Annotated in this window: 14 protein-coding genes; 1 reads left to right on the top strand and 13 read right to left on the bottom strand. The window is 68.2% G+C overall.

The window, feature by feature from the left end:
• Positions 1-66: 66 nt before the first annotated feature.
• The 11 genes from DWQ67_RS11470 to ffh all read right to left on the bottom strand — a co-directional run bounded on the left by DWQ67_RS11470 (position 67) and on the right by ffh (position 10407).
• Complete coding sequence (locus DWQ67_RS11470) at positions 67-759, bottom strand: ribonuclease HII (RefSeq protein ID WP_121485759.1); 693 nt, start codon at positions 757-759, stop codon at positions 67-69.
• A complete protein-coding gene (gene lepB, locus DWQ67_RS11465; protein WP_121485758.1) occupies positions 756-1526 on the bottom strand; it encodes a signal peptidase I in 771 nt (256 codons plus the stop codon). Before lepB (DWQ67_RS11465) ends, DWQ67_RS11470 begins: the two co-directional genes overlap by 4 nt.
• Complete coding sequence (lepB, locus tag DWQ67_RS11460) at positions 1523-2095, bottom strand: signal peptidase I (protein ID WP_158595447.1); 573 nt, start codon at positions 2093-2095, stop codon at positions 1523-1525. Before lepB (DWQ67_RS11460) ends, lepB (DWQ67_RS11465) begins: the two co-directional genes overlap by 4 nt.
• Before the next feature lie 125 nt (positions 2096-2220).
• A complete protein-coding gene (gene rplS / locus DWQ67_RS11455; RefSeq protein ID WP_121485848.1) occupies positions 2221-2595 on the bottom strand; it encodes a 50S ribosomal protein L19 in 375 nt (124 codons plus the stop codon).
• A gap of 262 nt (positions 2596-2857) precedes the next feature.
• Positions 2858-3655 carry a tRNA (guanosine(37)-N1)-methyltransferase TrmD gene (trmD, locus tag DWQ67_RS11450; protein ID WP_121485756.1) on the bottom strand — a complete coding sequence of 266 codons (798 nt, stop codon included), beginning with the start codon at positions 3653-3655 and terminating at the stop codon, positions 2858-2860.
• A 2-nt stretch (positions 3656-3657) separates the two neighbouring features.
• Positions 3658-4209: a ribosome maturation factor RimM gene (gene rimM / locus DWQ67_RS11445; protein WP_121485755.1), complete on the bottom strand. Its 552-nt coding sequence runs from the start codon at positions 4207-4209 to the stop codon at positions 3658-3660.
• Positions 4210-4343: 134 nt separating this feature from the next.
• Positions 4344-4586 (bottom strand): RNA-binding protein, encoded by a 243-nt coding sequence (locus DWQ67_RS11440; RefSeq protein WP_121485754.1) that lies wholly within the window; start codon positions 4584-4586, stop codon positions 4344-4346.
• 1 nt (position 4587) lies between these two features.
• Positions 4588-5007: a 30S ribosomal protein S16 gene (rpsP, locus tag DWQ67_RS11435; protein WP_121485753.1), complete on the bottom strand. Its 420-nt coding sequence runs from the start codon at positions 5005-5007 to the stop codon at positions 4588-4590.
• A 192-nt stretch (positions 5008-5199) separates the two neighbouring features.
• Positions 5200-6999: a hypothetical protein gene (locus DWQ67_RS11430; protein WP_121485752.1), complete on the bottom strand. Its 1800-nt coding sequence runs from the start codon at positions 6997-6999 to the stop codon at positions 5200-5202.
• A 240-nt stretch (positions 7000-7239) separates the two neighbouring features.
• Positions 7240-8781: a hypothetical protein gene (locus DWQ67_RS11425; RefSeq protein WP_121485751.1), complete on the bottom strand. Its 1542-nt coding sequence runs from the start codon at positions 8779-8781 to the stop codon at positions 7240-7242.
• A 75-nt stretch (positions 8782-8856) separates the two neighbouring features.
• Positions 8857-10407: a signal recognition particle protein gene (ffh, locus tag DWQ67_RS11420; protein WP_121485750.1), complete on the bottom strand. Its 1551-nt coding sequence runs from the start codon at positions 10405-10407 to the stop codon at positions 8857-8859.
• A 323-nt stretch (positions 10408-10730) separates the two neighbouring features.
• Between ffh and DWQ67_RS11415 the strand changes: the two genes are divergently transcribed.
• Positions 10731-12137, top strand: a complete 1407-nt coding sequence (locus DWQ67_RS11415; protein ID WP_233556068.1) for a glucose-6-phosphate dehydrogenase — start codon at positions 10731-10733, stop codon at positions 12135-12137.
• 116 nt (positions 12138-12253) lie between these two features.
• On the opposite strand, the gene DWQ67_RS11410 is transcribed toward DWQ67_RS11415, so the two are convergent.
• The gene (locus tag DWQ67_RS11410) at positions 12254-12592 is read right to left on the bottom strand and encodes a P-II family nitrogen regulator (protein WP_121485748.1); all 339 of its coding nucleotides are present in this window, start codon (positions 12590-12592) and stop codon (positions 12254-12256) included.
• A 2-nt stretch (positions 12593-12594) separates the two neighbouring features.
• Entirely contained in the window at positions 12595-13974 is a 1380-nt protein-coding gene (locus DWQ67_RS11405) for an ammonium transporter (protein ID WP_121485747.1), read from the bottom strand.
• Positions 13975-14050: the final 76 nt, after the last annotated feature.

The raw sequence follows: 14050 nt of genomic DNA, 5'->3' as shown, positions 1-14050 counted from the left end.
TGTCCTTCACCCTACGTCGAATCGACGCAGGCTGCGCCGTCCGCCCTGCCGCGCAAGCAACGCTCATCACAGCAACTTCCACGAGCGCCGGTGGTGGTCACCTGGCCCGTGCTCAACGATGGCCGCGCGGTGGCCCGCGGACCCATAACCCTTATTGCGATCCCACCCAAAGTGGGGAAAGTCTTGTGCCAGGACCAGCATGATCCGGTCGCGCTCCACCTTAGCCAGGATGGAGGCCGCGCCCACACCGATGCAGTCGCGGTCTCCCTTGACCTGCGTCCGCACGCGCGCGACCATCTGAGCCAGCCCCTCGTCGTCGCCCGGTTGTGGCCCGGCAAAGAGGTCCGGTTCCACCGGGGAGAGCCAGTCCAGGTTTCCGTCCAGCAGCACCGTGAGCGGCACCGTCCGCGAGGAAGCATTGAGTTCCTTGACGCAACTGGTCCAGGCGCGCCGCCCGGCCAGGCGCAGGGCCGCAACGATGCCGAAGGCGTCAATCTCTGCGGGGCTGGCATGGCCCACCGCACCAGCGGCCACCCAGGCGCGGACCTGCGGATCCAACCGTTCGCGGGCCGCGGGGCTCAGATCCTTTGAGTCGTGAATGCCCTCTGGCACACCTTCGGCAAACGGATCAACGGCGACCATGCCCACGCTGACCGGCCCGGCCAGCGCGCCCCTGCCCACCTCGTCCACGCACATGAGGAGCTCGCCCGGCATCACCAGGGAGCGTTCAAGGTCAAGCGTGGGGGTGGCCAACGTCATTCCGCGACGGCTCCGGGGTCGGCAGGCTCCTGCTCCAGGGGGTCATACGGCGCTGCCGGCCGGTCCGGCACGGAGTCAAAGGCGCCCTCCGGCGTCTCTACCCCACCGATGCGGTTGAGCGGCCACGCGATCACGTCAGCGCGGCCCTCCACGGCGTCCAGGTCCACAAAGCCGCCCTGCTTCTCAAAATGCGCACGGGAATCGGCGCTGGCAGCGCGGTGATCACCCATCACCCAAATCTTGCCCTCGGGCACCACGGCCTTAAACGCATCCACGCTTGGCTCGTTGTTCGGGTACAGGTAGGTCTCCGTGATTTCCACGCCGTTGACCTTGATCTTGGCGCCGTTGCCGTCGCATTCCACCGTGTCGCCGGGCATGCCGATGATGCGCTTCACCAGGTGCTGCGTGGAGTCATCCGGGCGCAGGCCCAGGAAGGTGAGGGCGTCAGCGACGGGGCCTGGCGGGGCGCTGGCCGGCGCGTCCTGCAGCCAGGACTGCTCGTCCTGGAAGACCACCACGTCGCCGCGATCCAGAGCGAACGGGCCAGGAACCAGCAGGTTCACAAAGACGCGGTCCCTGATCTGAAGGGTGTTTTCCATGGAGGGAGAAGGGATGACAAAGGCCTTGAAGAAGAAGGTCTTCACCACCACGGAGAGCACGAGTGCCGCGATCGCGACAATCACCAGCTCCTTGAGCAGGCCCCCTCGGCGGCGCGGCCGGCTTTGCTCGGCGGCGAACTCGGGGGGTGGGGCGGCGTTAAAGCTCACTGCTCTCCTGTCGATGGGATGGAGCGGATGGAACCAAGCGGCCACACCACGGCGTTGACTCGTCCTAGAACTCGATCCTCTGACACCATACCCCCGCCGGGGGCACCGATCAGGGATCGCGAATCTGAGGACGCCGATCGGTGATCGCCCATGAGCCACAGCTTGCCCCGGGGGACGGTGGCCTCAAAGCGCGTCAGACTGGGGACGTCTCCGGGGAAGAGATACGGCTCTGACACTTCCTGGTCGTTGACGGTGACCTTCCCCGCCGGCGAACAGCAGGCGATCGTCTCCCCCGGTAGCGCCAGGACGCGCTTCACGTAGGTGCTCTCGCCGCCGCGCACATGCAAGGTCCGCAGTACGTCATCCAGCACCGAGGCCGGCTCATACGGCGCAAAGGATCCGCGCCCGTCAAAGACGATCACGTCTCCTCGCTGAAGCTGCGCCGGGCTCACGGTGCGGTCAACCAGGATCCGTTCGCCTGGAACAACGGTGGGCTCCATGGAACCGGAGGAGATGTAAAAGAGATCCAGCCAGCAGGCGCGGATCAAGACGGTCGCGAGCAGAAGCACCGCGAGGAGAAGAAGAACGAGGCGCCGGCCCCGCGTCATGCGGAACCGGCGCCTCGAAGGCTTGTCACCTTCCGGGACGACCTCCCCGGCCGCAGAGCGGCCCAAGAGGTCCGTCACGTTGTGGGTCAGGCCTTCTTCTTCTTGGCGGTCGCCGCGAAGTCGCGCTTCTCGCGGATCTTGGCGGCCTTGCCGTGGCGATCACGCATGTAGTAGAGCTTGGCGCGACGGACTGCACCGCGGGAAACCAGCTCGATCTTGTCCAGCACCGGGGAGTGCACCGGGAAGGTACGCTCCACGCCGACGCCGAAGGAGACCTTGCGAACGGTGAAGGTCTCGCGCACGCCGCCACCCTGGCGACGCACAACGAAGCCCTGGAAGACCTGAACACGGGAGTTCTTGCCTTCGATGATGTTGACGTGAACCTTGACGGAGTCGCCCGCGCGGAAGTCGGGGATGTCGTTACGCAGGCTGGCTGCGTCGACGGAGTCGAGAATATGCATCTTGCTCTCCAACATGATCCGGGCCGCAAGTCCAACAGATCAATTTCTTGCTCGGGGCCAAGCCCCTCACTCTTCCCGGAGCCACGGTCGCGGCTCCGGACCCTACCGTGATGGTGCGTGACCCCTGCGGCAGTCACGCGCCCGGTGGGCACAAAGAACTATTCTGCCACAGTCCCCACGTGCCGTGGCTCAGGCTGCCAAGAGATGTGCCCGACGCCGCCTGCTTGGCACCGCGCGCGGGCGCGGGACGGGCGGCGCGGACTCAGTGAGAACGACGCGGCTGCGCCGCGTTCAACGCCCAGCCCAGCCCAGTCAGGGTGGCCTTGTCCTTCTTGTCCAGCCCGGAGACCTCTAGCGCCTCGATGAGGTCGGGACGGCGCTGAGAGGTGCGCTCCAGCTGCCAGTCGCGCCGCTGGCGATCCACCTTGCCGTGATCCCCGGAGAGCAGCACCGCTGGGACCTCGAGGCCCTCCCAGGTGGAGGGCTTGGTGTAGACCGGGTACTCCAGGAGGCCGTCGGAGTGTGACTCCTCCACGAGCGAGGCGGGGTTGCCCACCATGCCCGGAATCAGGCGACCCACGGCCTCGATGATGGCAAGAGACGCCACCTCGCCGCCGTTGAGGACGTAGTCCCCCAGGGAGAACGGGACCACATCGGCGCGCTCCGCGGCCCACTCCAGCACCCGCTCGTCGATTCCCTCGTAACGGCCGCAGGCAAAGATCAGGTGCTGACGCGAGCTCCATTCCTGGGCCGTGGCCTGCTTGAACACCTGCCCGGCCGGTGAGGGAACCAGCAGCAGCGGGCGCTTGGCGTGCGGCATCTCATCCGCGCCTTCTGGTAGCACGCTAGACAGCGCCTCAGCCCACGGCTGGGCCTTCATCACCATGCCCGCGCCGCCGCCGTAGGGCGTGTCATCCACCGTGCGGTGGCGGTCGTGGGCAAAGTCGCGCAGATCGTGAGTGTGGACGTCGATGAGCCCCTTCTCCCGCGCCTTGCCCACCAGTGAGATGTCCAGGACGGAGAAGTACTCCGGGAAGATCGTGAAGACGTCGATGCGCATGCTCAGGCCTGCGTTTCCGAGTCGGTGCCCGTTTCCGTCGCAGCGTCTGAGAGGTCAAGCAGGCCGGGCGGTGGCGTCAGGATGATGTGCCCGGCCTCCACGTCCACCTCCGGCACAATCTCCTCAACGAAAGGCACCAGCACCTCCGCGCCGTCCGTGCGCGTGATCACCAAAAGGTCCTGGGCCGTGCCGGTGATCAACGCTGTGACCTCGCCGATCGTCTCGCCATCCACCTTGGCCTTCAGCGCCTGCAGGTCATGCTCGTACCATCCCTCGCTGTCGTCCTCCACCTCTTCCTCAGAGGTCTCGACAAAGAGCGTGGTTCCGCGCAGTTCCTCCGCGCGGTTGCGGTCCCTGACCTCGCTAAAGCCCACGACCAGGATCTGCTTGTTCCAGCGTGCGGAGGTCACGGTGAGCGGCCCGGCCGTGGCGGGCTCCGTCTCCAGCACCGCGCCCGGGGCAAAGCGCGCCTCGGGATCATCGGTGAAGAGCTGCACCGTCAACTCGCCGCGGATGCCGTGGGGTTTGCCAACGCGGGCCACCTGCAACTTCATAGGGATTCTCCTCAGGGAACAGATCAAGGGGTGCAACGTGTCTTGCCGTGTCCACCGGGCGTGCGCCCCCAGCAGACGAGATCGGCCCCGGTCCCGCAGCTGCGGGCCCGGGGCCGATCTCATGTTCGCGCCGTCTAGCGGCGTCGATCCGTGTCGACAACGTCGACTCGAATGTCGTGACCACCCGGAAGGGAATCCACGACGGTCCGCAGGGCCTTCGCCGTGCGTCCCTGACGGCCAATCACCCGGCCGAGGTCCTCGGGGTGCACTCGCACCTCAAGGACATCGCCACGACGCCCAGCCTTACGGCTCACGTCGACGTCATCGGGGTGATCAACGATCCCCCGGACGAGGTGGTCCAGCGCGTCGTCCAGCACCTTACTCGGCCTCGGTGGCCTCGGTGGACTCCTCGGAAGCGGGCGCCTCATCGGCGGCGGCCTTCTTCGGGGTCACTGCCTCGGGCAGGATGACCGAGCCCTTGGTGGGGGCCACGAAGGCCTCCTTGGGCTGCTTGACCTTGAGGGTGCCCTCCTGGCCATCGATGCCCTTGAACTTCTGCCAGTCACCGGTGATCTTCAGGATCGCGGCAACCTGCTCGGTCGGCTGGGCGCCGACGCTGAGCCAGTACTGAGCGCGGTCAGACTCAACCTTGATGAAAGAAGGCTCTTCCATCGGGTTGTAGAGACCGATCTCCTCGATGGCACGGCCATCGCGCTTGGTGCGCGAGTCCATGACAACGATGCGGTAGTGGGGGGCGCGCATCTTGCCGAAGCGCTTCAGGCGAATCTTAACGGCCACTTGTGTGGTCACTCCTATATGTATGGGCGGAGGCTGCCCCGAATGCTCCGCCGAGGCGGGATAGGGGGCCACTTCCTACTGTCCGGCACACGCCAACCCGAAGGTCAGCGAACCGAGTACCGTCCTATTGTGCCAGAGCGCGGGCCAGGATGTGACATCCAACCGGCCAAGGTCGCAGGAATCACGTGCGCGCTAGCGGCGCAGTGAGGTCCCGCCCACAATGGCGGCGCCCAAGCCCGCGATGCCGAGGGCAATAGCCACGATGTACCCGGTCCCGGTTGCCGCGCCAAGATTGGGGGCCACCCAGGCCAAGATGCCGGCGCTCACCACGGCCGCGAGCCCAACGATGAGCAGCACGACGGGCCAGCTGCGCCGAGGGGCCAACGCGGAATCGTCCCCGGCGGAGGAGGCGGGTGTGCCCGCCGCCGGCGTGGGCCGCGGGACCGTTCCCATGCCGGCGCTCTCCGGCGCGGACTGGGTGTGCGCGGACTGAGTGAGTGCGGCCTGGTTGTGGGCGGCCTCGGCCTCCACGGCGCGCGGGCTCGCCGTCGCGCCGGCATCGCTGGCGCCGCTCGCCCCGTGAGGGCGCACCACGGCGTCGAAGTCCATGACCGGCACCGGCGCGGTGTGGCGCTGCACCAGGGAGGAAAACCCGCCGTGGCGCCCACCCTCCGGCGCGGTGCCGCGCTGCAGCCGTGCGGCGGCGGAGCGGTCGCCAGCCTGCGCCAAGGTGGGGAGATCGCCCTCCACCGGGGGTGCCACCGGCACCCTTCCTGCGGACTGGGCGTTGGCTGTTTTTCTCTCCGGCGGCTTCGGGGCGTCCGGGACCCGGCCCTCGACCGGCGGCATGCTTGCCGTCTCAGCCTCAGCCACGCGCTTGCCCAGCGGGCGGGCGCCGCGGCCCACGGGAGCCACGCCGTCGTACAACCGGGCCCACCCCGGATCCTCACCCAGCGCGGCAAGCACGGCGCGGGCATCCGCATGCGCTGCACGCTCTGGCTCAGAGGCCACTTCCTCGCCCGGCATGAGCCCCTCTTCCATGGGGGCCAGCACGCCGGCTTCCGGGTCCATGCCGCGGGTCGGTGCGTCGTTGACGGCATGCACCAACGCATCCACGCGCGCCGCGGGCAGCACGCGGCCAAGCGCCAACACTGCGTCGCCGGAGAGCGGCGCAAAGTCCTCGCTCAAGCGTTGCAGCAGGCGGTCAGCGGCGGAGCCCTCTGGGCGCATGAACTCGGGAAGGACGACGGGGCGGCAGCGCGCGCCAAGATGGGTGGAGACGATGGGCGCGCGGTGGGCTGCCCTGCGCCGCCTCGTGGGCGGGGCCGCCTCACCCTCTGCTTGGTTCCCCCAGATCAGGACATCCACGCGGCCGGGACGCTCGCGCAGGGCGATGGACAGGCCCTCGTTTCCCGGAAGAATCAGTGAGGTGGGGTCCGCAGGCAGGTGGCGGGCGGCCACGACCGGGCTCTTCCCATCGGAGATCCAGCCGCTCACCTCCAGGCGATCGGCCACCTCCTCTACCACTCCCGTACCCACGGTGCCCACCAAAAGCGCCGCCTGTAGCGGCTCATCCAGGAGCCGCGCCAGTTCGTTGTCGCTCAGAGAGTCGTCTGAGGCCAGCACGGCAAAGTCGCCGGTGGCCAGGTCACCGTTGACTACCACGGCGCCCGTGTAGCGGTGAAGCTCCCAAGCGAAGTCGTCCCCCACGGGACCGGTTTGCAGCGCGCCATCCCTGGCGGCGATCAAAATGCTTGCGTCAGAGACCGGGAGCACCAGGTCAACCACCATGCCCTCGCGGGTGGGCCGGCCGGGACCCATGAGCCCCACCACGGCGCGCGCCGAAAGCAGCTGTTGCAGCCCATCAACTCGATCCTGACGGCCGCTCTCTGAGGTGACGGACCAGGCCAACGTGACGCGCCAGACCGCACTGGGCTCAATGCTGGCAGCCACCTCTGGCGCCGCCGCTGTGCCCTCGCCCTGTTGCCTCACCGATGTACCCCTGCCTCGGCGCCCCTGGATCTGGAGGCCCCGGACGGACGCCACAACTGCCGGGGACTGACCCGATCATGCCACGATCGGCCCACCAAACGCCCATTTGCGCGGCCCCGGTGCACGTTTGCGGCGGGCCGGGATCACGGTGTCAGGCCCAAAGACCCGCCTCCAGCTGAGGCAGCCAGGCGCGGCTTTCGTCCCAGTCCTGAGGCGGCCCCCAATCCTGCGGGTCAAGGCTCACTCGTTGCCCTTGTTGGCCTGTTCACGGCGGTGACGCTTTTCGGTGAGCCACAGCTGCGCCACGCCGGCCGCGATGGCCACCGCGGCCACGCCAAGGTTTGCGGCCTCCCAAGGAAGCGGCTTCAGGAAGAGGAACGCGGCGCCCATGATCATCGCCACGACCACCACCGCGTAGGCGGCCTGGCTCTGCTTGTTCGTTACTGCGGGGGCCTCTTCGGAGGTCACGGGCTCCGGGGCCGTTCCGGGGACGTCCCCGGAACTCTCCCCCGGTGCAGCGCCCGACGCCGCGGCGTCGGCTCCCGTAGGCATCGCACCGTCGGCGACGCGCGGTGTCAGCGGCTCCCCAGGCTCCGGGGCCTTGCTCACGCCAGCCAAGACGCCCACCCAGGCCGGGTCAAAGTCCAGCATCTCCACCGTGTCGCGCAACTCGCCGAGCCATTCCTGGCCGGCCAGGCGCCCCTCCGCCACCCGGCGCCCCTGAGCCATGCCTCGCAGCCCACGGATCACCTCTGCGGCGCGGACGGGGCCAATCGCGTGGACCAGTTCCGCCTCGTCGTCCTCGTTGAAGCCCAAAAAGTCTGAGGCCAGGAGCTCCGCCAGGCGGCCGGCCGGGCCGGTCTCCGGGAACAGGCTGTGGCCAAGACCGGCAGACGCGGTCAGGACCGCGCCCTCCTCGATGAGGTGCCGGGAGTCCACCAGGTGCTGGGCCTCCTCACCGTCGCCGCCCTGCGCGCCGGTACCCGAGCCGCGCTCACCCGGCGCAGAGTTGGCGGCCAGCCGCGGGGTGAAGCTGAGCGCAACCCAACCGCCGCGGTCCTGGACCATCAAGGTGGCCGGTCGCGGCGGCGTCGACCAGAGGGCCTGCCCCTCGGCCAGCGACGCGTCCACGCGCAGCTCGTCAGCCAGAGCCGGGTCGTCGACCGGCTCGATGTCCTCTAACACCGTGCTGCCGGGGACCGCGTCAAGGGGGCGCGTGCCGCTGTACAGCACGGCCTCGCGGTGCAGGGTGTAGCCGGATCCGGAACCGGGTTCCTGGCTCTCCGCCTGACCCACAGCCCGCGCCCACGCCTGCGGGTCAAGCTGACCCCAATAGGCGGCGCCGGTGACCGCCGCGTTCAGGCCGTCCCCCTCCGGGAACTCCTCCAGCGCACGCGCCAGGGCCTCCTCGTCGCCGCCCACCATGCGCGGACCGCCGTGATCATTCATGAGCACCAGCGCACCGGCGTGCTGCGCCAGCTGCTCCGCCCACTCCTCGTGATCCCCGCGGGCCGTCAGCGCCTGGCCCTCAGCCGCGCGCAGCATGTCACCCTCCACGGTGGCAAGCACCAGGGTGGCCTTCAGGCCCATGCGCACGGGAGTTGCGGTGTGCAGCGCACCCACCACGCCCTGCTCACGCAGGTAGGCCGCCGTCTGCTCCACGGCGCTGAGCCGCGAGAGCCGGTCCTTGGCGGTCCACAGCAGCTCAAACACCACCGGCTCCAGCTGCTCGCGCAGCTCATCCGGGGTGGCATCGGTGCGGGACAGGGAGCTCAGGTCCATCGCTGGGTGTCCTTTCGGGCGGCTCGGTCAGGGCCTCGGTGGCCCGCCCCGTGAGACGGGCTCAGTCAAGCGGGGTCAGCGCAGGAACTTCTCAAAGCCCTTGGGCAGGTTCAGGTCCTCTGGCTTGATGTCGGCGCTCTTGGCCGCACCGAAGGCGGCGCCGGCCTGGGCCTTGGACTTGTTCTCCGCTTCCAGGGCCGCCTGTGCCGCCTTGGCCGGGTTGCCAAACTTCTGCTTCTTCTTGTTCCCGCCCTTGGCGTTCTTCTTGTTCCCGCCGCGGGCGCTGGGGACGCCGGGGATGCCGCCGCCTGCCGCAAGCTTCTTCATCATCTTCTGGGCCTCGGTGAAGCGCTCAAGGAGCTGGTTCACCTCGGAGACGGAGACGCCGGAACCGCGGGCAATGCGGGCGCGGCGTGAGCCGTTGATGATCTTGGGTGCCACACGTTCGTGCTTGGTCATGGAACGCACAATGGCCTCGATACGGTCCGCCTGGCGGTCGTCGAACTGCTCCAGCTGCTGCTTGGAGACGTTGGCGCCGGGCATCATGGTCAGCATCTTCTTGAGGCTGCCCATCTTCTTGATCTGCTGCATCTGCGCCAGGAAGTCTTCAAGGGTGAAGTCCTCCTGATCGGCAAACTTCTGGGCCATGCGCTCGGCTTCGCCCTTGTCCCAGGTCTTCTCCGCCTGCTCAATCAGGGTGAGCACGTCACCCATGTCGAGGATGCGTCCGGCCATGCGGTCCGGGTGGAAGACCTCAAAGTCATTCACGTTCTCGCCGGTGGAGGCAAACATGATGGGCTTGCCGGTCACGGAGGCCACGGACAGGGCGGCGCCGCCGCGGGCATCGCCGTCCAGCTTGGAGAGCACCACGCCGGTGAAGTCCACACCCTCGTCAAAGGCCAGCGCCGTGTTGACGGCGTCCTGGCCAATCATGGCGTCGATGACGAAGAGGATCTCGTTGGGGCGGATGGCGTCGCGGATGTCGCGGGCCTGCTTCATGAGCTCCGCGTCCACGCCCAGGCGGCCGGCGGTATCCACGATGACCACATCGTGCTGCTTCTGGCGGGCCTCGGAGACACCGTTGCGAGCCACCACGACCGGATCGCCGGTGAGCTCATCAAAGTCAGACTGCACGCCGGGGTGCGGCGCGTACACGGGCACGCCTGCGCGCTCACCCACCACCTTGAGCTGGGTCACGGCGTTGGGTCGCTGCAGGTCGGCGGCCACGAGCAGCGGCGTGTGGCCCTCAGAGGCCAGCGACTTGGCCAGCTTGCCGGCCAGCGTGGTCTTACCCGCACCCTGCAGGCCCGCCAGCATGATGATGGTGGGGCCAACCTTGGCGTAATTCAGGCGGCGGGTCTGGCCACCGAGGATGCTCTGCAGCTCCTCGTTGACGATCTTGACGACCTGCTGGGCGGGGTTCAGCGCCTCTGAGACCTCGGCGCCGAGGGCGCGTTCCTTGACCTTGGCCGCAAACTCACGGGCCACGGACACCGCAACGTCGGCGTCCAGCAGCGCCCGGCGGATCTCCCGGACGGTGCCGTCGACATCCGCCTCGGTGAGGCGTCCCTTGCCGCGCAGGTTCTTGAACGTGGCGGAAAGGCGGTCCGAGAGTGAGTTGAACACGTGTGTGCGCTTCCTGACGTGAGGGACTTCGTAAACACCGCCCGTCCAGGCGGCGAGGGGACATTCGTCCCGACCACCCAGGATACAGGCCATGCCCGACGCCGCGGCGCGGCCCGGTGGCGCTCGGCACGGCGCGTCGTGGCAAGCGTCCCGCAACGCGAACGGAGCGCGTCATGTCGGGGAGAGCCGGTGCTCGCGAGAGCCAAAGCACAGCAACACTGTGGCGCGGATCGTTGCGCGCGGGCGGCGAGCAGGCCAGAGTGGGGCGGGTGATCTCACCAGCCTTTGTCAGCCCCGCCCATTCCGTCGCCACGCCTGAGCGTGTGAGCACCCTGGTGATCCTGGGTGTCTCCGGTGACCTGACCTCGCGACTGTTGCTGCCCGGCATCGCCTCCCTCTTGGCGGAGGGCCAGACAAAGGGCCTGAACATCGTGGGCGTGGCTGGCCCGCAGCACACCACGGAGGCCTTCCACGACCGCATCAACGCTGCGTTCTCACCGTGGATTGGGAAGTCTCGCGGTAACGGCGACGAGATGCTCAAGCGAACGTTGGAGGGCGCCACCCTCATCACGGGAGACGCCAGCGATCCGGCCCTCCTGGCCCGCGTCTCTGCGATTGACCCGGGACACACGGCGCTCTTCTTTGCTCTCCCGCCCGCCGTGACCCAGAAGGGCCTGGAGGCACTGGAACCCGGGGCTCTTGCCGAGGGCACCGTCTTGGTGTTGGAGAAGCCCTTTGGCCACGACCAGGCCAGCGCCCGTCACCTGAACCAGGCGTTGACCCGCTTGGTGCCGGAGTCACAGATTCACCGCGTAGATCACTTCCTGGCCAAGTCAACGGTGCTCAACATTCTTGGGTTGCGCTTTGCCAACCGCTTCATTGAGCCCATGCTCAACGCCGATGAGGTGGAGAGCATCGACGTGATCTATGACGAGGACCTGGCCCTTGAGGGCCGCGCGGGCTACTACGACACGGCCGGCGCCTTGCGGGACATGATTCAGTCCCATCTGCTCCAGATCATGGCGTTCATCCTCATGGATCAGCCCAGCACGCTCACGGAGCGGGACCTGCGGGACCGCGTGGGTGAAGTGCTGCGAGCCACGGAGTTGGACGGCACCATGGAAGAGGCCACGCGCCGCGCGCGCTACTCGGCGGGAAGTATCCAGGACCGCCCCGTTCCTGACTACGTCAGCGAGCCCGGCGTGACGGAGACCAACCACACCGAGACGCTGGCGCAGATCCGCCTGCGGGTCAAGGCCTCCCGCTGGGCCGGCGTCCCCATCACCATTCGCTCCGGCAAGGCCCTTGGGGAGCCCCGCAAGGAGATTGTGGTGACCTTCAAGCCCGTCTCATACCTGCCCGCGGGCTTCACCGGGGTGGATAACCCCACCCGGCTGCGCATTGGTCTTGGCCCGGCCACCCTCAAGCTGGAGCTGGACGTGAACGGCCCCGGTAACCCCTTCCAACTGGACCGGGTTGCCCTGAAAACGGCCCTGTCCTCCTCCCGCGTCCTGCCCTACGGCGAGGTCATCTCCTCCGTCATGGATGGCGACCTGACCCTGTCCGTGCGTGGGGACGCGGCGGAGGAGTGCTGGCGCATCGTCGATCCCATCCTTGAGGCCTGGGGCCGCGACGAGGTGGAGCTGGAGGAATACCCGGCCGGATCGGACGGGCCCGTCGCCTGGCCCGTCCCCGAAGAGGACGACGGCACGGGCTTGCCGCCCCGCTGAGGCGTACGCGGCACTGGGAAGAATACGGAAAGAAAACGGCGGGGCCGGCGCACCATGCGCCGGCCCCGCCGTGTCTCACAGACCGCTGCCGTCATGAGGCGGCCCGCTCTCCGCCCCTAGACCGCGGCCACCCCGCGCTCCCCGGTGCTGACCCGCAGCACCTCATCCAGGGTGGTGACCCACACCTTTCCGTCTCCTGGGCGCCCCGTGTTCGCGGCGGCGACAACGACGTCCACCACGCCCGGGGCGTCGTTCGCTTCTGCAACAACCTCCAGGCGCACCTTGGGCAGCAGGTCAACGGAGTACTCCGCGCCGCGGTACACCTCCACGTGGCCGCGCTGGCGGCCAAAGCCCGCGGCCTCGGAGACGGTGAGCCCATGCACCCCGGCGGAGGCCAGGGCCTCGCGGACCTCGTCCAGCTTCTCCGGACGGATAATCGCGGTAATGAGTTTCATGTTCACTTCTCCTGGTTCTTGGTCTGGGCGGTGCCGGTCCCGGTGCCTGGGGCTCCCCCACCCGCGCCGGCCGTGGCGTGGCGGCTCTGCAGGTGACCGGAGGTGGCGGGGTGGGGCACAAAGCGTGAGCCGGTCCCCAGGCCACCAAACTCGTAGGCGGTCTCCGCGTGCTGGTCCAGGTCGATGCCCGCCACTTCCTCTTCACGCGAGATTCGGAAGCCCATGGTCTTGTGAATGGCCAGGCCAATGATGGCGGTCAGGACGGCGGTCCACAGCATCGCCACGACCACGGCCACGAGCTGGGCCCAGAGCTGGGCCAGCCCACCACCATAGAACAGTCCGCCGACGTGGCCCTCACCGGAGGGCAGGGCAACAAAGCCGAGTGCCAGGGTCCCGATGACGCCGGAGACCAGGTGCACACCCACCACGTCCAGAGAATCGTCATAGCCCCAGCGGTACTTCAGGCCCACGGCCAGGGCGGAGGCCACGCCGGCCACCAGCCCAAGGGCAATCGCGGCGACCGGGGTCACGTTGGCGCAGGCGGGGGTGATGGCCACCAGGCCGGCGACGATGCCGGAGGCGGCGCCGAAGGAGGTGGACTTGCCGTCGCGGAAGCGCTCGGTGAGCAGCCAGCCGATCATGGCGGCGCCGGGGGCGGCAAGGGTATTGATCCAGATGAGACCGGCCTCGCCGGCCTCCGTGGCGGCGCCGCCGTTAAAGCCGAACCAACCGAACCACAACAGCGCGGCGCCCAGCATCACAAAGGGGATGGAGTGCGGACGCTGGCGGGGGTCCTTGCCAAAGCCCTGACGCTTGCCGAGGATCAGCGCGAGCACCAGCCCGGCCACACCCGCGTTGATGTGCACCACGGTGCCGCCCGCGTAGTCAATAGCCTCGCCGGCCCAGGACCCAATGGCGCCCTCGGAGGAGAGCAGCCCGCCGCCCCACACCCAGAAGGCGATGGGGCAATACACCAGGCTGACCCAGATCGGGGCAAACACGGCCCAGGCACCAAACTTGGCGCGGTCCGCGATGGCGCCGGAGATCAGCGCCACCGTGATGATGGCGAAGGTGGCCTGGTAGCCCACGTTGATCAGCACGCCGGCGTCAAAGGACTCGCCCTCCAAGAGGCCACGCAGGCCAAAGGCGGTGAGGGGGTCCCCAAAGAGGCCTCCCATGCTGGTGCCGCCGGAGGCCATGGAGAAGCCCCACAGCACCCACACCACTCCGACGGCCCCCACGGCCACGAAGCTCATCATCATCATGTTCAGCACGCTCTTAGCGCGCGTCATTCCCCCATAGAAGAACGCCAGCGCCGGTGTCATCAGCAACACCATCGCGGCGGCAACCATCTGCCATACCTGAGCGGTGGTCATCTCCATCGCCATCCTCCTAAGGTCACGAGCGGGCGAGCTTCCCGCATGGCCTTAAGCCTCCCGCCCCGGTGTTTCAGTCAAG

Origin of the sequence: Galactobacter caseinivorans, assembly GCF_003640665.1 — a bacterium.
Lineage (GTDB): Bacteria > Actinomycetota > Actinomycetes > Actinomycetales > Micrococcaceae > Galactobacter > Galactobacter caseinivorans.
Note: the sequence above shows the minus strand (reverse complement) of the source record. Positions and strands in the feature narration are given on the sequence as shown.

Coding starts and splice junctions, on each gene's coding strand:
- DWQ67_RS11470 (WP_121485759.1), bottom strand. CDS start 759: ATGACGTTGGCCACCCCCACGCTTGACCTTGAACGCTCCCTGGTGATG.
- rplS (WP_121485848.1), bottom strand. CDS start 2,595: ATGCATATTCTCGACTCCGTCGACGCAGCCAGCCTGCGTAACGACATC.
- trmD (WP_121485756.1), bottom strand. CDS start 3,655: ATGCGCATCGACGTCTTCACGATCTTCCCGGAGTACTTCTCCGTCCTG.
- rimM (WP_121485755.1), bottom strand. CDS start 4,209: ATGAAGTTGCAGGTGGCCCGCGTTGGCAAACCCCACGGCATCCGCGGC.
- DWQ67_RS11425 (WP_121485751.1), bottom strand. CDS start 8,781: ATGGACCTGAGCTCCCTGTCCCGCACCGATGCCACCCCGGATGAGCTG.
- DWQ67_RS11410 (WP_121485748.1), bottom strand. CDS start 12,592: ATGAAACTCATTACCGCGATTATCCGTCCGGAGAAGCTGGACGAGGTC.
- DWQ67_RS11405 (WP_121485747.1), bottom strand. CDS start 13,974: ATGGAGATGACCACCGCTCAGGTATGGCAGATGGTTGCCGCCGCGATG.